The sequence below is a fragment of the Asticcacaulis excentricus CB 48 genome, assembly GCF_000175215.2.
In the GTDB taxonomy this organism is placed as follows: Bacteria; Pseudomonadota; Alphaproteobacteria; order Caulobacterales; family Caulobacteraceae; genus Asticcacaulis; species Asticcacaulis excentricus.
On sequence record NC_014817.1, the window covers coordinates 1 to 18,315 of the forward strand.

The window sequence follows — 18,315 nt, forward strand, 5'->3', positions numbered from 1 at the left end:
AAAGAACAAAAAGCGAACATAGTCTTTGGCGTTCAGAAAGGATGCTTGATGTCATGCCCGCTGCCAACCCCGCCGTCCTCAGCGCACTGCGAGACCGGATCGACCATATCGGCGGTCAAGGTGCGCCCAGACGCGCCGTTCTGCCCTTCGGCGTTCCCGACATCGACGCCCGCATTCCCAAAGGCGGGCTGGCCTTTGGGGCCCTGCATGAGATCGCCGGTGGCGCCAATGGCGCGGTAGATGGGGCCGCCGCCATTGCCTTTGCCGCCGGGATCGCGGCGCGCTCCGGGGGGCGTGTTCTCTGGGCCTATACGCAGCCTGATCTGTTTGCCCCGGCGCTCGCCCGCTCTGGCCTGACCGATGACAAGGTCGTCTTCTTTGAAGCCGGCGATGAGGCCGCCGTGCTGGGCGCTTGTGAGGAAGCCCTGCGCCACGGCGGCCTCACCGCGGTCGTGGGCGAACTCGCCAACCTCTCCCGCGTCGCCTCGCAACGTCTTCTGATGGCGGCCGAGGGCACAGGGACGCTGGCCCTGATCGTGCGCCGCTGGCGCCGGCAGGTTGATGCCAAAGACTTTGGCCGCCCCACAGCCGCCTTTACCCGCTGGCGCGTCACCGAACTGAACTCAGCGCCTTTGCCGGTGCGCGGCGTCGGACGGGCGCGCTGGATGCTCGAACTGATCCGGGCCCGCGGCGGCGAGTGCCATGATTTCGAGGTCGAGGCGTGTGACGGGGAGGGGCGTATCCGCCTGTCCGGGGACGCCCAAATGCCAAACACCTTGCGGGCCGCATCTTAAGAGGAGGGACACTATGCAGTTGTTTGAGACACCGGATGAACATACCCGATTAGCCCTGTTCGATGGGGCGGCGGTCCTGCTCACGGTCGCCCGTCATGAGCGCGATTATATGGCGTGTGTGCAGAAGATCGGCCCCAAAGGCAGCGTCTATTACGATGTGGCCGGCTATAAATATCACGCCGATGGCTCGCCTCTGCCGCAATTGCCGCGCGCCCCCCAGATCCTTGACGTCGTTGATCTCTATCAAGCCGATTACGCAGATATCGCATGAGTGAACTTGTCACCTGTGCGGGGAAGGTGGTGGCGCTGGCGCCCCTCGTCGCTATCGGGCCGGTACGCGAAAACGGCTTCTATGAAGACACCCATCTGGCGTTTCAGGTCCATATCCAGGGCCTGCCTCAGACCTTGTGGTTCCAGTCAGAGGACGGCACAGACGAAGAAAGGGCGGCGCTCAGAGACGCACATGCACAACTTGTGGCGGCCTGGCGGCGTTATCATCTTAAGGAAGGCGTATCGCCGGGCCTGTTTGACCTGCGCCATCTTCTGATCAGTCTTCAGGCCATCTCAGCCGTCAGTCCCCTCTACACGAAGAGGGTCGCTGTCGGTGGCTGGGGCGGGGTCGGGCGTCATCCGCCGATCTATGACATCCATGTTTCAGGCCTCAGCGCGCCCATTCGTCGCGCGGCCTCTGAGGCCGTGCCGCTGGATGTCCTAACGGCTGAACGCGCCGCGCTTCTGGAAGCCTGGGCCGACTGGGTCGATCCTCTGGCGCGACAGGCGGTGTAGGGTGTCATGGCCCGCTGTCTCAGCCTCTATCTGCCATTCTGGGGGACGGATCGTCTGCGCCGAGCCGTGGGCCTCGACGCGCTGCCGCTTGAGCGAGCACTGGTTCTGCAGGGCAAGGTCGGCAGCCGGCGCCTCGTCACGGCGGTCGATGCGCTCGCCCATCAGCGTGGCGTGCGACCGGGCATGGCGGTGGCCAAGGCGCAGGTTCTGATCGACGGGCTTGAGGTGCGTGATGCCGAGATCGAGCGCGACGCCGAGGCGCTGGAGACGCTCGCCGTCTGGGCCTTACGGCTCTATTCGCCTGTGGTGGCCCCTGATCCGCCGGACGGTCTGATCCTCGATATCACCGGCGCGGCCCATCTCTATGGCGGAGAGGCCGCTCTGGTCTCCGATATGCTACGTCGTCTTGAGGCCCTTCATATCACGGCCTACGCCGCCGTTGCCGACAGCTGGGGTGCGGCCCATGCCTTGGTGCGCTTTGCGGGCAAGTCCTCGCTGATCATCGCCCAGGGCAAGTCCACCGAGGCGATCTTGCCCCTGCCGGTCGCGGCGCTTCGCTTGCCGGCTGAGACCGTCGAGGAGCTGCGCCTTATCGGTATCGACACCATCGGCGAACTGGCAGCCAAGCCGCGCGCCCCGCTGGCACTGCGCTACGGACCCGACCTGTGGCGGCGTGTCGATATGGCGTTCGGCCGACTGGCCGAGCCCATTGAGCCCGTCCATGTCCCCGAACTGATTTCGGTCGAACGCGCTTTCTTTGAGCCCATCGGCGCACCCGACACGCTCGAAAAATATACCCGCCGCCTGACGCAAGACCTGTGCCTGAAACTGGAAGAGGCAGGGCTTGGGGCGCGACGGCTTGATCTGCATTTTGTGCGCGTCGATAGCCGTATCGAGACGATCTCCATCGGCACCGCCAAACCGGTGCGTGACGTTAAGCGCCTTTCGAAGCTGCTGGTCGATAAGATCGAAACCGTTGAGCCGGGCTTCGGTATCGACAAAATGACCCTGTCAGCCCCTCTGGTCGAGCCGTTGTCGTTCACCCAGGTCGCCACGCGCTTTGCCGCGCCCGCGCGCCCGGATGTCGAAGACCTGTGGGACACGCTCAGCAATCGCTATGGCGAGGGACGGCTTTACCGGGCGGTGGAGGTGGCGAGCGATATCCCGGAGCGCTCGGTCCGACGGATGGCCCCATCGGCGCAAGGTGTCGGCGCCTCACGCAATGCCCGTTATCGCCGCCCGGCGCGCCTTTATCGTCCTGAACCGGTGCAGGCTTTGGCTGCCTTACCCGACCATCCACCCCGCGCCTTTACCTGGCGCGGTCAGCGCTACAGCGTCGTCTGTGCCGATGGTCCGGAACGGGTCAAAGGCGAATGGTGGGTCAGCGAGGCCGAAACCGGTAAGGTGCGCGACTACTATATCCTCGAAGCGGCCACCGGCGAGCGCTTCTGGGTCTTCCGGGCCGGGGATGGCGAGCACAGCGGTACCGGGTCTCTCAACTGGTATCTGCACGGGAAGTTCGACTGATGCCGCCACCTTACGTCGAGCTTCAGTGCGCGTCCTACTTCTCCTTCCTGCAGGGCTGTTCATCCCCCGATGAGCTGTTCGTGCGGGCGCAGGCACTGGGTCTGGAAGCGCTCGCCATCGCCGATCGCAACACGCTTGCGGGCATGGTGCGCGCCCATGTGGCCGCCAAAGCCACGGGGGTACGCCTGATCGTCGGATGTCACCTCGATCTGACCGATGGGGCGTCGCTTCTGGTCTATCCCACCGACCGGACGGCCTATGCGCGGCTGTCGCGGCTTTTGACGGTGGGCAAGGCACGGGGCGGGAAGGGCCGGTGCGACCTCACTTGGCAGGATGTCGAGGACTTCAACGCAGGTCTGATCGGCATTTTCATCCCGGAAGAGGCCGACGAGGTCTGCGCCCAGCGTCTGCGGCGCTTCAAAACCATCTTTGCGGAGCGCGCCCATATGGCGCTGACGCTGCGCCGCCGGCAGGGGGACCATCTGCGCCTGCATGACCTGTCGAACCTGGCGGCCAGGGTGCGCGTGCCCACCGTCATTACCAACGATGTCCTCTATCATGTCCATGAGCGCGACCAGTTGCACGATGTGGTCACCTGCATCCGGCACAACTGCACCATCGACACGATGGGTGATCTGCGCCACTGCTACGCCGATCGCTATCTGAAGACGCCGGAGGAAATGTATCGGCTGTTTCCAGGCTATGAGGGCGCCTTAAGGCGCAGCGCCGAGATCGCCGAACAGTGCCGCTTCAGCCTCGACGAGCTGAAATACCAGTACCCGGAAGAGAAGCTGTTGCCGGGGCTATCGGCCATCGACGCTCTTAAAAAGCTGACCTGGGAAGGGGCGAAGCGGCGCTACCCGGAAGGGGTGCCGCAAAAGGTCATCGACTTGCTGCGTCATGAACTGACCCTGATTGAGAAGCTCAACTACGCGCCCTATTTTCTGACGGTCAACGCCATCGTCAACTTCGCCCGCTCGCAGGATATCCTCTGTCAGGGGCGGGGTTCTGCCGCCAATAGCTGCGTCTGTTTTGTGCTAGGGATCACCAGCGTTGATCCCGACCGCAATGATCTTCTGTTCGAGCGCTTCATCTCCGAAGAGCGGGGCGAACCACCGGATATTGATGTGGACTTCGAGCACCAGCGCCGCGAGGAGGTGCTGCAATGGGTCTATGAGACCTATGGCCGCTCGCACGCCGCGCTGACCGCCGTCGTCACGCGGTTCCGCACGCGCGGGGCCATCCGGGCGGTCCTCAAAGTGATGGGCTATCCCGAAGACACGATCAAGCTGATCTCCAAACAGGTGACCCACTGGCACCGGGGCGGCATGACTCTGGCCGAGGCTGAAGGCTTAGGGCTCAATCTCAATGATCGGCGTCTGAAGCTCGCCATCGACCTGCACCTGTTGCTGATGAACGTGCCGCGGCATTTGAGCCAGCATCCGGGTGGCTTTGTTCTCACTCATGACCGACTCGATGAACTGGTACCGATCGAGCCCGCGCGCATGAAGGCCCGACAGGTCATCGAATGGGACAAGGACGATATCGATGTGCTCGCCTTCATGAAGGTCGATTGTCTGGGGCTTGGCATGATGTCGTGCATGAAGCGCTCGCTCGACCTGCTGGCGGAGGTCAAGGGCATAGAGCTTGATCTCGCCACCATCCCGGCCGAGGACCCGCGCACCTATGCCATGATCCGCAAGGCTGACACGGTCGGTGTCTTCCAGATTGAAAGCCGTGCCCAGCAGGCCATGCTGCCGCGCACCAAGCCCCGGACCTTCTATGATCTGGTGGTGCAGGTCGCCATCGTCCGGCCCGGTCCCATTCAGGGCGGCATGGTCCATCCCTACCTGCGACGCCGTGAGGGCACAGAGGAAGTCACCTATCCGTCAAAAGAACTGGAGGCCATTCTCTCGAAAACCCTGGGCGTGCCTTTGTTTCAGGAGCAGGCCATGTCGGTCGTCATCAAGGCGGCCGGCTTCTCGCCCGGGCGTGCCGACATGGTCCGCCGCGCCATGGCCACCTTCAAACACACCGGCGGCGTCTCGAAATTCCATGACGAGATCGTGCAGGGGATGCTCAAAAACGGCTACACGCAAGACTATGCCGAGCAGATCTTCAGCCAGCTGGAAGGGTTTGGCTCCTATGGGTTTCCGGAGTCGCACGCCTATTCCTTCGCCCTGATCGCCTATGCCTCCTCCTGGATGAAATGCCATCACCCGGATGTCTTCTGTGCCGCGCTCCTGAACTCGCAGCCCATGGGCTTCTATGCCCCGGCGCAACTGGTGCGCAACGCTCAGGAACACGGCGTGGAGGTCCGCCCGGTTTGCGTCAATGCCTCGCACTGGGACTGCACGCTGGAAGAGACAAACCGACCGGGGCGATACGCCGTGAGATTGGGCTTCCGGCTCGTCAAAGGGCTCAAGAGCGCGGACATCGCTAAACTGATCCTGCATCGCGGGGATTACCCCTTCACATCCATCTCTGATCTGTGGAAGCGGGCGCGCACGCCGGTGGCTACGCTGCGACAACTGGCCAAGGCCGATGCCTTCTCTCCCGCCCTGGGTCTGAACCGACGGGACGCCCTGTTTGCTATCCGGGCCCTGCGCGATGATCCGTTACCTCTGTTCGATCATCTGGAGGCGATTGCAGGGGGGACACATGAAATGCCCGAGCCACAAGTAAGCCTTAAACCCATGACGGCCGGGGCCGTAGTGGTCGAGGACTATAATCACCTGGGCCTGACACTGGGGACGCATCCGGTATCGTTCCTGCGCGAAGAGTTGCGCCAGCGCGGCCTGATGCCCTGCGCGGACGCCATGGCCTCAAAAGATGGGCGTAACGTCAGCGTGGCGGGCATGGTGCTCGTCCGCCAGAAGCCGGGCTCCGCCAATGGCGTGATGTTCATGACGCTGGAGGATGAGACCCGCGACGCCAATGTGGTGGTTTGGGAGAAGGTCGCTACCGCCCACAAGGCCGCCGTCTATGGCTCGTCGTTTGTGGCCATCAACGGCTACATCCAGCGCGAAGGCGAGGTGGTGCACCTGATCGCGCGCTCCATCTTCGATCTCTCGCCGCTGCTGGCCAGTATCGGTGAACGCGACACGCCGCTTAGTGTACCTCGTATGCCCGGCGATGAGTTCCGCAATGGTGGGCCCGGACAGGACGCGCGGGTGGCCAGAGCGCAGGGCGGCGGTTGGGTGCAGAAGAGTAGAGATTTTAGGTGAGGGGGACCCGTTTTGGCCCAAAACAGTCATAGGAATAAGTCCGTCTTTGCCTAACGAAGTCGATATTGCCGCCATTTCCGGCTGGGAGACGACGGCCATCGAAAACCATTCCGGTATTGTCGATAATCTGCGCTACTTCAAATCGCCGCCCGATCTTCTGCGCAACAGCCTGCTGCCGGTCCGGCCGATCGCCAAACAGCGTCGTCTGGTCTATGCGGCGGGTGAAGCGGCCGAACTCGACATCTACCTGCTCAATGATACCGATGTGCAAATCAGGAGCGAAATGACCTGAGCCTGATCGCGCCGGACGGGACGACGACCGAAATCGCTCGGTATGCCGCGCCGACGCATGTGAAGGATCAGTTCCGTTACCTGCTGGCGGAGAAGGTGCTGACGCCTGCACTGACGAAGCCGGGCATAAACAAGGTTCAGATTGAGCTGAAAGGCTACCCGTCTTTTGTGCGCGACCTGTGGGTGGTGGACGTTGCCTCAGGGCTGAAAAAGCCGGTGAAGCTGGCCGTATCGGGTGTGGCCAAATCCTTCCGTGATCAGTTGACGGCTATCCCCGGCCTGACGCTTGAAGACTTCAAGGCCGGCGGGAAATACGATGCCATCATCGCTTCGGGCCTCAAAGCCCAGCCCAAGGCCGGCGAAAAGCCCAAGCTTATTCTGGGCGATCTACCGGCGGAGGTGCTGGCGGCGGTAAAGGCGGGGACGCCACTGCTGGCCTATGTGCCGGAAGACGGTCTGGCCGAAGGGGTGGCGATGCAGTTGTCGGGGCTGGGCCTGTTCACCTATGCCGGTCAGGTGGGCAATCTGCGCGCGCCGTGGATGGGTAACTGGAACTATCTGCGCGCCCATCCGATCTTCGACGGTCTGCCGGTCGATCAGGCCACCAGCGTCTGGCATCAGGTCGAGGGCCAGCCGTCCAATGGTCTGTTGATAGACGGGCCGGTGATCGGTCCCGACGGCATCGAGGTCATCGCCGCCTACAGCCGCGACCACGACCGCCACAACGGCGCGGCGACCTTTACGGTGCGCAAGGACGGGATGAAGGTGCTGGTCCACCGATTACCCGATATGGTGGCACCACTTCAGCGACGCTTCCTGATCAATGCGATCGGCTGGTTGGCAGAATAGTTTGAAGCCAAAACATTTGATTGATTACTCAAAAAGGTCGTTGCACCGATCCACAGGCGGCGAGAAGGAACTCGCCGCCACCATCTGATGGCTGCGATAAGGCCAGTCTCTGAGCACTATATTTATTCAGATAAAAGAATACGATTTGCCCCCATGGATGGTGACCTGTCCTGCCCTGTCGCCTGAGCCGGGGGCGATACGGAATTCATCCAGTGTCTGGCCTTTTGGCGGAACTATGGGCCTCGCCAATTTGCGCGGATAAAAAACGCCAAAAGTTCTGTAGTGCATTGTTTCTATTGGTGTAAAAAGATGCGGGCACCCTCCGGTTTGGAAGATGCCCGCCGAGGCCGATACCTGGAGAGGGGGAATAGATAACGACCTCTTCCCAATCTGGTTTAACGACGGATTGCAGGTTTTGCTTTTTTGAGCCAAAACCCGCTCACAATCCCTAAACTCAGAACTTTGTGCCGAGGGTCACCATGGTGGTGATCGGAGCACCGATCCAGAAGTAGTTGCCGGAGTCGTAGAAGACATTGCCCGTCGAAATGGCCGAGATGTACTTCTCGTTGAACAGGTTTTTCACATTCAGGCGAAGATAGGCGTCTTTCACCGGCCCGACCTGACCAAGGTCATAGCTGACATTGGCATTCCAGACCGTGTAACCCGGTGCCGCATCGCCATTGGCCAGAGAGGCGTAGCGCTTGCCGGTATATTTGCCGTTGACGTTAAAGTCCCACTTGCCGGTTTCATAGCTGAGATTGACCGCGTGCATAACCGACGGCACCTTGCCCAGCTTCTTCCCCTTGGTCGGATTGTAGGCCGTGGCGGAGTAGTAAACATTTTCCAGCATCTCGGTGTCGGTGTAGGACGACGAGGCGTAGAGATCGAGCCCCTTGACCGGGGTGAAGCCAATTTCGGCATTGATCCCCTTCATACGGGCCTTACCCACATCCGTCGCCACCGAGGCACCGATCTCCTCATCCCATGCCGTTTCGACGCGATGGTCGAAGTCGGTCTTCCACAGGGCGATTGCACCCGACACGTTCGGTGATGAGTAGCGGTAGCCCAGATCGATAGTTTTGGAGATTTCCGGCTGAAGATCGAGCGACAACCTGTCATACAGGGAGTCCGTGCGTGGGGCCGAGATGGTTTCGGCATAGCTCGTATAGATCGTCTGATGGTCGGCGATCTTATAGCTGACCCCCAGGTTCGGCAGCGTCTTGTCGTAGGATACGGTCCAGCTTGCCGGGGCCTTGGCGGTGATCTGCGTCACGGTGCCGGTATAGACCAGCTTGGTGCCCGGGTCTTTCGCGCAGTAGGCAGTCGAAGACGAAATCTGGTTACAATAGTTGTTGAGCTCGCGCTCAAAATCCGGAACGCGCACGCCCAGATCGACCTTCAGCTTGTCATCGAAGAACGAACCGCCATAGGTGATGGCGAACTGCTTGAGGTTGGCGTAGGACTGACGATTGCGCTTCTGGATTTCTTCGCCGTTTTTGCCATAGACCCACAGTGACGAGTCTTCGGAGAAGACGTCACCGATCCATTGCCCACCTTCGAGGAAGCTGACGCGACCCGTCTGACGGTGATTGCCGTGGTCGTAGGTGTAGGCCACCCGCAACGTATTGTGGGGGTCGATGTACCAGATAAGCGACGAATTGACCGTCGTGCGGCGGGTTTCGGTCACGCTGGGTGAAAAGACCTTGTAGGCCGTTGTGGAGACCACGCCGTCGTGGTTGGCATCATAGCCCTTCAGTTCATTCCAGACATAGCTGGAGCCGACCATCGACAGTACACCAGTTGACTCCGTCAGGGTCGAAACCTGCGTGCCGCCGTCGGCCAGCGTGTACTGGAAGCTGGGGTCGAAGGTGAAGACCAGTTTGTCGGTCAGATGCTTCTTGAACTGGGCGCGGATATTGCCGTTGTTCGTCGGATTGATACGATAGCCATAATAACCGGAGGAACCCGACGAGATCGAGTTGGACACAGTGCCAATCGTCGAGGCATAGGCTTCGGACCAGTTGCCTGCATTGATGGTCGCTAAAGAGCTATTATAGACCGCGTTATTGCGGGTCTCATTATAATAAAAGGCCACCGAAGCGAAATCGCTACCCCCCAGCGACTGATAGATGCGGCCGTTGATCTGCTTGCGGTCTTCGGTGCCAATGCCTTTGAACTGGTTGGAATTAAGGTTCGAAACCGCCACAAAGGCCGTCGTACCCCACGGGCCAAACTCACCAGTGTCCACCTGAACGTACTGACGCGAATAGTCATTGGTCCCAAGGGTCGCCTTGGCAGATACGCCAAACGCCTTGGACGGACGACGCGTCTGATAGGTGATGGTGCCGCCGCCGGCCGACGCCGTCGGGCTATCGACATCAGTGGTGCCAAGGTTCACATCAACCTTGGAATAGATCTCCGAGTCCGGATTCATCGTCGGATAATAGGCGTAGTTGCCCGTGTCGTTGAGCGGCATACCGTCAAGCATAAAGGCGATGCGCTGCTGATCGAAGCCACGCAGGGTGATGTCGCCGCCGACGGATCCCGTTGCTGTCTGGTCCGAGAAGTTGACGCCCGGCAGTATATTGATGGCTTCCAGAATGGAGCCGGGGGCCTGCTTTTCGATAAACTCTTCGGTGATGGAGGACCGCGTCTTGGTCACGCTCTGATCAACCGCCAAACCGCCGACATTTCGGTTTCGCGTTCCCGTAACGACGATTTCTTTGGTTTCTTCCAGGGCTTGTGTCGCGGTGGACTGCGCCATTGCACTCTGAACAGTGGTCACACCGGCAATCGCCGTTGTGACCATGAATATTGCCTTGCCGTACTTCATAACTGAGACACCCCATATGATTACTGTAGTCCTCTGCTTCTCACCGATAACCATAGAAGCAGTCGTGGGGAGCCTTAGCACAGGAGAGCAGGCAGTTTGTGTTTAGAGTGATGCGCTTCTACCAATTTTTCCATTTGATGATTTATAGCAACTAAATATTTCATTATTGAAATGTGTAAAAATTATGAAAACTATAACATTGATATAGTATTATATATTGAATAACTTATTTCCTATGACTTTTCTATTGTCAATCATTTGCCTAACTTAAAAAAATTATGTTATTTTATGGTCGGGAATATTTATGCCTTAACAGAGATGTTTTCTGGTTATACGGCTTTGCGTAACTCAAAGGTAAACTGGCGTAACTGCACACGTGGTTGGCGGAATGGGGCTTGCGCGGTGTGTCGAGTTCTGAATCCATGGGGGCATGATTCGACCTCCGCTTCGCCCTCTTTCAGATAAAGAAAAAGACGCGCTAATTGCGGAACAGGCCGAACTTCTGCGCCAGCAAGGGGCGATGATCGAGGATTTGGTCAGGCGCCTGAAAGACCTTGAACAACGTGGCGGCAAGCCGCGCAAGACGTCGAAAAATTCACATCAACCGCCATCGAGCGATGGGCCTGGCAAACCGAACCGGTCTGGTGGCGGCGGGAAGAAGCCGCGGCCGTCGCGCCCGGGCGTTTCGCGCCGATTGGCCGAGACACCGAACCGAACGGAGCGGGTTTTTGCGTCGGAATGTCGGCATTGCTACGCCGATGTCTCGGGGCTTTCCCAACATGTCCGTTGTCGCTACGACCATATTGATCTGCCGCCCATCCAGCCCGTGGTGACGCGGGTCGAGTTGATGGGAGGTCGTTGCCGGTGCGGGAAACGCTTTCGAGCCCCTGCGCCGCAATCCATGCCAACAGGTTCGCCGTTCGGCCCGGGCATCCGTTCGCTGGTCATGTATCTGCATCATTCCCATCACGTCAGCTTCGAACGACTTTCGCGGATTATGAGTGAATTGTTCGGCCTGAAGATATCCGAAGGCGGTATCGGCAATATTTTCAAAAGCCTCAAAGGCAAGATGGCAACGGCCTGTGAAGCGATCACGGCCAAGCTGCGCACCGCCTCCATCGTCGCGTCCGACGAAACCACCACGCGCGTCAGCGGGGTCACCCAATGGCAATGGAGCTTCTCTTCGGAAAAGGCGGTTTTACATAAAATCGCCCCCAGCCGGGCGAAGTCGGTCCCGCAGGACGTCATGGCCGGTCATTATCCGGACGTTTGGGTGAGCGATCGGTATGGTGGCCAGCAAGAGTTGGCGAAAGACCACCAGGTCTGCCTCGCTCATGTTTTGCGCGATATCCAATATGCCATCGACAGTGGTGACAGTGTCTTCGCTCCAAAGATCCGGGATCATCTGCGATGGTGCATCCGGGTTGGCAAACGACGTCCGGATCTGAAAGACAACACACTACGCGCTTACGCCGCCAGGGCCGATGACAAACTTGATCAGCTTCTGGCATTACCGGCGGCCCATCCCGCGGGCGCGTATCTGAAAAAGCAGATCAAAGGTTGGCGGACAAAGTTCTTCGTCTTCATGACCAATCGAAATGTGCCGCAGACCAACAATATCTCGGAACGCGAGATCAGACCCTCCGTCGTCTTCCGCAAAGTGACCAACGGCTTCCGATCCCAATGGGGGGCCGACATCCATGCAGGCTACAGGTCCATCACAGGAACCGCACGCCTCAGCGGCGAAACCCCCTATGCAGCCATCCGCAGACTCGTCGACGGAAACTTCAGCCTCGCGTAGCCATTCTGCCAGGGACGTGTGTAATTACAAACTGGCGACGTTTCATCACTCCTCCTGAAGTCCCTCGTAAGTGTCGGGCTGGACCTGAGTGATATCGCGCGTTCGCAGGTGCGTGCTAATGTGCTGGTAAGTGGACCACATAAAGCCGGGTCCTGCGCGCTTCAGTCCCACCTCAAGCGTTTTCTACCGCGTATTCGTCGCAGCAGGGTAAATGCGGCGGGTCAACAGACGCGCCGCACCTTATCTCCCCCGGCGTTATTGCTTCGCGTTTCGCGCAGCCTGAACAAGGCCGTTCAGCCAGTCCTGATGCCCGTTGATCACGGGATTAGGTCTTGCATTCGCGAGTTCGCGAGCGGGCGCACCGTTTTGGGTTTCCTGGGTGAGTATCCGTACACGGCCATATGACAAATCTTCGATCAGCCAGGCGTGGTGCACATCCAGACGGTCTTCCGCGCCTACATCCCCGGCCCACCCGTGCCACGCAATACGAGCGGCTTGCCCCTCTACGGGCGGCACACATTCTACAACACGCGCCGGAACCGGAAACCCAAAGGTGCGAAAGAAGAAGGTGTCGCCAAGCGCCAGTTCAGGGCCCTTACCGCCATGGATTTCGACATCAGAGGCATTGTCGTAATAACTGGGCCACAGCGACGGCTGAACTAAAAATGGCCAGACGTCGCCGCTTGTCAGGCCAGGCACGATAACTTCGTTAGAAACGTAATTGTCAGTGAAGCCGGGTACAAAACCTGCGGGCCAAAGGATATCGGACATTGAATATCTCCGCTAGTGATGGGTTAAAGGTCAAGGTGGGCGCGATCCTTCACGTTGTTTCGGGACACGCTCTAAGAGTGTGCTGGCATGATGAAGGCAAACCTGTCATAAGTCGAATTGTAAGAATGTATTTCAGGTATCGGCATGACTAATATCAATGCGCTCGACCTTAATCTCCTCAAGGCACTTGATGCACTGATTGATACCGGTTCTGCGACCCGGGCCGCGGACCGACTGGGTCTCAGCCAGCCTGCGGTTAGTGGCATGCTGACACGGCTCAGAGACGTTTTCGGTGACCCTCTATTTGTAAGGGCTCAGCGCGGGCTGTTGCCTACAGCGCGGGCGCTTGAACTGGCCGAACCCTTGCGCCGGCTATTAACTGAAATTGAGGCCCTCGTACAACCACATCGCTTCGACCCTGCGAGCACGCAGGTAACCTTTCGTATAGCGGCAACAGATTACGCCCAGACAGCTATGGTCCTTCCCCTTCTCAAAGAGCTTCGGGAGGTTGCCCCTGGACTACGAGTCGCTGTTCGACCTGTCGGTGCCAACTTTTCAGACGAGTTGGCTGCGGGGAATTTGGACCTTGCGCTGGTAACCCCGGCCATGACGCTAAAAAGCCTCAGGGCAAGAAAATTGTTCGATGAGGACTATGTCTGCATTCTTCGCGCCGGTCATCCGGACGCCGACCATCTTGATATTGAGACCTTCTGTGCGCTTGATCATGCGATTATGTCTCACGATGGCACTCAGTTTTTTGGGGCAACGGACAGGGCGCTGGAACAATTGGACCGCACCCGTCGCGTGATTGCAACGCTGCCCAATTTTCTGGTTCTAGTTAATTTTGTAAGAGAAACCAATACCATTGCCCTTGTTCCCCGCAGGCTGACACACCATGCCGAAGGAATAATTATTCGCGAACCCCCCATCCAAATCGAGGGATTCACAAAGATTGCGGCATGGCATGAGCGCATGCAACACGATCCGGCCCACTCTTGGCTGCGAGAGAAGCTCGTCGATGTCTCGTCCAGGGCTTCTCAAATATATGGGGTAAATTGATCTGATTTTATAGTTTTATTATTTGATAGTTGTTTTTACTTTAAAGCGTTATTTTTAGCCAATTGCATTGAGCGCGTCTTTCTCATCTGTTGATATCGAAGCCCACTTAACTGGTTTGCAAAGAGGGATCACATCCGTTTGGCTTGGACTGAGCGGGCGTGATAGCGCACTCTGTATTTAGAACGCGAGGGAAGGGGTAGGGGGCGCAGGAATGAGAAAAATTGTCATGAAACGCTGCTAAGGCGGCGTCATGAGCAACTCATGCCCGGCGACAACAAACCCTACGGTCGCTCATTTTGATACCTTGGTTCGACGTCTGCGCAACCCGTTAATGCGCTTTTTTACACGTCGTACGGGTTCATCTGCAGACGCGGAGGAACTGGTGCAGGAGTTGTTTGTGCGACTTCTGCGCCGTCAGGATTTGCTTGCGCTTGAAAATGTGGATGGCTATGTCTTTGAGACGGCAGCCAATCTCATACGAGACAAGGCTCGTCGGGACATTGTTCGCGCATCCGACCGGCACGACGACGTAACTGGCTTATCTCTTGCTACAGATGCGCCATCGGCAGAGGATAGCCTGGTCTCGCGTCAAAGGTTGGCCCGTCTTATCAAAGCGCTTGACACTCTGCCACCACGTGCACAGGCCATCGTCATGCTACGACGGTTCGAGGAGATGAGTTACGCTGAGATCGGCAAAAAGCTGGGTATTTCGGTCAGCGCCGTTGAAAAACACATGGTCAGGGCTATGGATGCCCTGAAACTCATCGATTCGCTCGTCGACTGATTCCAAAGGACATGATGGATAGACCTCAAACAGCCGACGAATGGTTCGTCCGCCTGAATTCAGGCCTTCCCGCTTCGCCAGAGGACGATGCGGCGTTCCGGCTGTGGCTGTCCGAAGACCCTTTGAATGAAAAGGCCTACCGCGACTGTCAGATGCGCTGGATGCAACTGGGCGCGATAGGTCAATCGCCCGAGATTCTGGCGCGTCGCGCCAGCGCCTTGAAAGCCGCCGCCGGAACCCATAGCCGCCGCGATTGGCTCCGATGGGCCGGGGGCGGGGTGGCCGCCGCCGTCACGGGGGGCGTGGTCTATGCCGGGTTTGCGCCATCGCGCGCCTGGGCGAAATACGCCACCGGGGTCGGGCAGAGGCTGACCGTGCCGCTGTCTGATGGCTCTGAGCTGACCCTGGCCCCGCTGAGCCGGGTCCGCGCCCGCTTTGCCGATGGAAAACGAACCATCGAATTGCAGGACGGCCAGATTTTCGTCCGTGCCGCGCGCAAGACGACGCCTTTGACAGTGAAGGCCGGGGCCTGCACGATCAGCGGATCGGGTTGTCAGTTGCAGGTTACACATGATGCGGGCAAGGCTGAGGTGTTGGTTGCCGACGGTGGCGCGAAGGTGACAGCGCAGGGCGGCCGGACGCGCCAGCTGTGGTCGGGCCAGAAGCTGGACGGCGATATGGCGACCGCGCGCGTGCAGGCGGTGGATGTCCGCGTGGCGACCGAATGGCGCATGGGGCGGCTGGTCTTCAGCGATCAGCCCCTTTCCGAGGTGGTAGCTGATTTCAACCGCTATTCCGTCGAGCAGTTCACCATTGCCGATCCGTCGCTGGGTACGTTGCGCCTATCGGGTTCGTTCCGCTATGACGGCGTCGAGGATTTTCCGCAGGCGCTGGAAAGCGTGCTGGGCCTATCGGTCGAGCCGGATGGCGCGAACCGCTGGCGCATCACGTCGCGCTGAGCCACTTATTGGCGGGATGAAATTTTTGCGACAGGGTGTGGATTGGTAAATGCGTCGCGTTCCTGTAAGCGGGCCCGCTCAAAAGGGGTCTGTTCAAGGAGATAAGCATATGCCCCGCGTCGCATTCAAAACTACTCTGATGGCCTGCTGCGCCGCCGTTTCGGTAATCGCCGTTATTGCGGCGCCCGTTCACGCCCAAACCGCCTCTATGGCTTTTCGTATCGAGGGGCAGCCGTTGGATCAGGCCCTGATCGAATTCGCACGCGCCGCCGACGTACAGGTGTTGTTCACGCCGGAACTGGTACGCGGTAAGCGCGCGGGGGCCGTATCGGGGACCCTCTCGCCGCGTGAAGCGCTGGCGACGCTACTTAACGGCACAGGGGTCGGCATCCGCAGCGTCAGCGCCGATGGCCGTACCTTCTCACTAGGTGCGACGGACGTGGCCGGCGCGGAGCCTGAAGTGGTCGTCGTCACCGCACTGAAGCGTACGGCAGCCATCGCCAAGGTGCCGGCGGCCGTCGTCGCCATCAACGGCACGGATATCCGCGAACGTGGCATCGTCGGCGCGGACGGTCTGGTCGACGAAATCCCAGGCGTTTCGATCAACTATTCGACCGGCGGCACGGGCTACGGTCTGCTCAGCATCCGCGGCATCGGCGGTGCCGATGACTATAAGCCAAACGGTTCGCCCTCGGTCGCCCTGCACGTCGACGGCATCTATCAGACCTCGAACGCGTACGTCGGCATGCCTCTGTTCGACCTGGAGCGTATCGAGGTTCTGAAAGGCCCGCAGGGCACCCTCTATGGCCGCAATACGACCGCCGGCGTCATCAACGCCATTACGCGCGGTCCATCGGAAGCCTTCGAAGGTTATGCCGACGTACGTGCCGGTAATTTCGATTATACACGCTTTGAGACGGCCTTCGGCGGCAAGGTCAGCGAGAATTTCGGCGTGCGTCTGGCCGTGATGGCCGAAAACGGTGGCGGCTTCATGAACGGCGAGGGTGCGGGCACGCTGGCCGGGTTTCGCCCCACCGTAGGCGGTATTGTGCAGACTCAGGTGCCTGCCGTCACCGATCCGGGCAAGCGCGAAGGTTTCGGCGACAAGGACATGGTCGCGGCGCGCGCCACCTTCTCGTTCGATTTCACGCCCCAGACCAATCTGACAGTCAAGGCCTTCGCCAGCCGCGACCGGGGCGACAGCCGTCAGTACGACCGTCTGGAAAAGGCGCTCGACAATACGCAGTTCAACGCCGGTGAAAACGCCGATCCGTACAGCTTCTATTCGCAGAAATACTTCACCCACGCCTACGACATCCGTGGCCTGTCGGGTACGCTGACGCACCGCGTGAAGGAAAACCTCAACTTCACCGTGGTCGGCGGCGTGCAATCGACCGACCGCACCGACGGCGGCAATGGCGACGGTTCGCCCTATCCCGGCTATGAGTACGCCTTCGACGAAAAGCTGTCGCAGGCGTCGCTGGAAATGCGTTTGAGCGACGACAATGGCGGCAAGTTCGACTGGATCGTCGGTGCCTTCTACCTGACCGATTCGGCGGATTTCGACTCGACCTGGACCAGCTTCACCGTGCGCTCGGTCTACGATAATAACCACAAGCAGCGCCGCAACTCCTTCGCCGTCTTCGGTCAGGCCGACTACAATGTCACCGAGAAGCTGCGCCTGTCGGGCGGTCTGCGTTTCACGCGCGACACCGTCGATTACAAGGGCCAGAATATCGATCATAACCCCTGGGGCATCTCGATCTATAACTCGACCTTCGCCACCGTGTCGGGCTTTAGCTGGGATCGCGATTTCGAGGACGATAACCTGTCGGGCCGTCTGACAGCGCAGTATTTCGTCAACGACAATTTCAACCTCTTCGCCTCGGCGTCGACCGGCTATCGCGGCGGCGGGTTCGACGGCACCTCGATCATGACGCTTGAGGAAACCTATCCGTTCGAGTCGGAAACCGTCACCGCCTATGAGGCCGGTGCGCGCTGGTACAAGGGCCGCTTCCGTGCCTCGCTGGATGTGTTCTCCTATAAGTTCAAGAATCTGCAGGCGACGACGCGCCTGGCCAACGACACCAATGGCCGCACCAATGTCGGTAAGGCGGAAACCTCGGGTGTCGATCTGGCGGTCGGCGTGCGCCTGTTCGACGGTCAAACCCAGAAGCTCGATCTCGACCTCTCGGCGGCCTTCCTCGACTCGGAAATCACCGAATATATCTCGCGCCGCGCCGCCGACGTGGCGGCCACGGTCGGCGATCCCCTGCCGGGCGCGCCGGACGTCACCGCCAATCTCAGCCTGAAGCATCAGGTGGCTTTCACTGGCGGCTGGTACCTGACGTCGCGCCTGACCGTCGCCCACCACGGCGAGGAGTCGAACCGCCTGAACGCCCTGCCGAACAATACGGCGGAGCCCTATACCCTGACCAATGTCCATGTGGAACTGGCGTCGCCGGCGTCGTGGTCGGTCTATGCCTTCGGCAAGAACGTCACCGATGAGGTCTACTTCCCGGAACTGAACGGGGCCGCCCGTCTGGTCGGGGCCCCGGCGACCTATGGCGTCGGTCTGCGTTACCGCTTCTGATACTCTGTAAGCTTTTGCGTCGGCGTCCTCTTCCATTGCGG

General features: G+C 59.5%; 14 protein-coding genes. 12 read left to right on the forward strand and 2 right to left on the reverse strand.

The features are described 5' to 3' along the window. The first annotated feature begins 53 nt into the window (after positions 1 to 53). Genes ASTEX_RS11775 through ASTEX_RS20520 form a run of 7 tightly spaced genes read left to right on the forward strand, consistent with a single transcriptional unit; the run spans position 54 to position 7,474 of the window. Positions 54 to 794: an ImuA family protein gene (locus ASTEX_RS11775; protein WP_013479862.1), complete on the forward strand. Its 741-nt coding sequence runs from the start codon at positions 54 to 56 to the stop codon at positions 792 to 794. A 13-nt stretch (positions 795 to 807) separates the two neighbouring features. Further along, complete coding sequence (locus tag ASTEX_RS11780) at positions 808 to 1,065, forward strand: hypothetical protein (protein WP_013479863.1); 258 nt, start codon at positions 808 to 810, stop codon at positions 1,063 to 1,065. Next, positions 1,062 to 1,580 carry a hypothetical protein gene (locus ASTEX_RS11785; RefSeq protein WP_013479864.1) on the forward strand — a complete coding sequence of 173 codons (519 nt, stop codon included), beginning with the start codon at positions 1,062 to 1,064 and terminating at the stop codon, positions 1,578 to 1,580. Before ASTEX_RS11780 ends, ASTEX_RS11785 begins: the two co-directional genes overlap by 4 nt. A gap of 6 nt (positions 1,581 to 1,586) precedes the next feature. Then, positions 1,587 to 3,107 carry a Y-family DNA polymerase gene (locus ASTEX_RS11790; protein WP_013479865.1) on the forward strand — a complete coding sequence of 507 codons (1,521 nt, stop codon included), beginning with the start codon at positions 1,587 to 1,589 and terminating at the stop codon, positions 3,105 to 3,107. Next, positions 3,104 to 6,334, forward strand: coding sequence for an error-prone DNA polymerase (locus tag ASTEX_RS11795; RefSeq protein WP_425359025.1), 3,231 nt, complete (start codon positions 3,104 to 3,106; stop codon positions 6,332 to 6,334). The genes ASTEX_RS11790 and ASTEX_RS11795 overlap by 4 nt, the downstream gene beginning before the upstream one ends. Before the next feature lie 46 nt (positions 6,335 to 6,380). Next, complete coding sequence (locus tag ASTEX_RS11800; RefSeq protein WP_041659347.1) at positions 6,381 to 6,626, forward strand: hypothetical protein; 246 nt, start codon at positions 6,381 to 6,383, stop codon at positions 6,624 to 6,626. Positions 6,627 to 6,685: 59 nt separating this feature from the next. Next, a complete protein-coding gene (locus ASTEX_RS20520; RefSeq protein WP_013479867.1) occupies positions 6,686 to 7,474 on the forward strand; it encodes a hypothetical protein in 789 nt (262 codons plus the stop codon). Positions 7,475 to 7,928: 454 nt separating this feature from the next. On the opposite strand, the gene ASTEX_RS11810 is transcribed toward ASTEX_RS20520, so the two are convergent. Then, positions 7,929 to 10,283 carry a TonB-dependent receptor domain-containing protein gene (locus ASTEX_RS11810; protein ID WP_013479868.1) on the reverse strand — a complete coding sequence of 785 codons (2,355 nt, stop codon included), beginning with the start codon at positions 10,281 to 10,283 and terminating at the stop codon, positions 7,929 to 7,931. Between the two features lie 454 nt (positions 10,284 to 10,737). Between ASTEX_RS11810 and tnpC the strand changes: the two genes are divergently transcribed. Next, the gene (gene tnpC / locus ASTEX_RS11815; RefSeq protein ID WP_013479869.1) at positions 10,738 to 12,108 is read left to right on the forward strand and encodes an IS66 family transposase; all 1,371 of its coding nucleotides are present in this window, start codon (positions 10,738 to 10,740) and stop codon (positions 12,106 to 12,108) included. A 255-nt stretch (positions 12,109 to 12,363) separates the two neighbouring features. Here the strand turns inward: tnpC and ASTEX_RS11820 are convergent, their stop codons facing one another. Then, positions 12,364 to 12,879, reverse strand: a complete 516-nt coding sequence (locus tag ASTEX_RS11820; RefSeq protein WP_013479870.1) for an SRPBCC domain-containing protein — start codon at positions 12,877 to 12,879, stop codon at positions 12,364 to 12,366. A gap of 144 nt (positions 12,880 to 13,023) precedes the next feature. Between ASTEX_RS11820 and ASTEX_RS11825 the strand changes: the two genes are divergently transcribed. The 4 genes from ASTEX_RS11825 (at position 13,024) to ASTEX_RS11840 (ending at position 18,274) form a co-directional block, all read left to right on the forward strand. Beyond that, positions 13,024 to 13,938 carry a LysR family transcriptional regulator gene (locus ASTEX_RS11825; RefSeq protein ID WP_013479871.1) on the forward strand — a complete coding sequence of 305 codons (915 nt, stop codon included), beginning with the start codon at positions 13,024 to 13,026 and terminating at the stop codon, positions 13,936 to 13,938. A 250-nt stretch (positions 13,939 to 14,188) separates the two neighbouring features. Then, on the forward strand, positions 14,189 to 14,722 hold the full coding sequence (locus ASTEX_RS11830; RefSeq protein WP_013479872.1) for an RNA polymerase sigma factor: 534 nt from the start codon (positions 14,189 to 14,191) through the stop codon (positions 14,720 to 14,722). An 11-nt stretch (positions 14,723 to 14,733) separates the two neighbouring features. Then, the gene (locus ASTEX_RS11835) at positions 14,734 to 15,681 is read left to right on the forward strand and encodes a FecR family protein (protein WP_049781714.1); all 948 of its coding nucleotides are present in this window, start codon (positions 14,734 to 14,736) and stop codon (positions 15,679 to 15,681) included. Between the two features lie 109 nt (positions 15,682 to 15,790). After that, positions 15,791 to 18,274 carry a TonB-dependent receptor gene (locus ASTEX_RS11840; RefSeq protein WP_013479874.1) on the forward strand — a complete coding sequence of 828 codons (2,484 nt, stop codon included), beginning with the start codon at positions 15,791 to 15,793 and terminating at the stop codon, positions 18,272 to 18,274. Positions 18,275 to 18,315 lie beyond the last annotated feature (41 nt).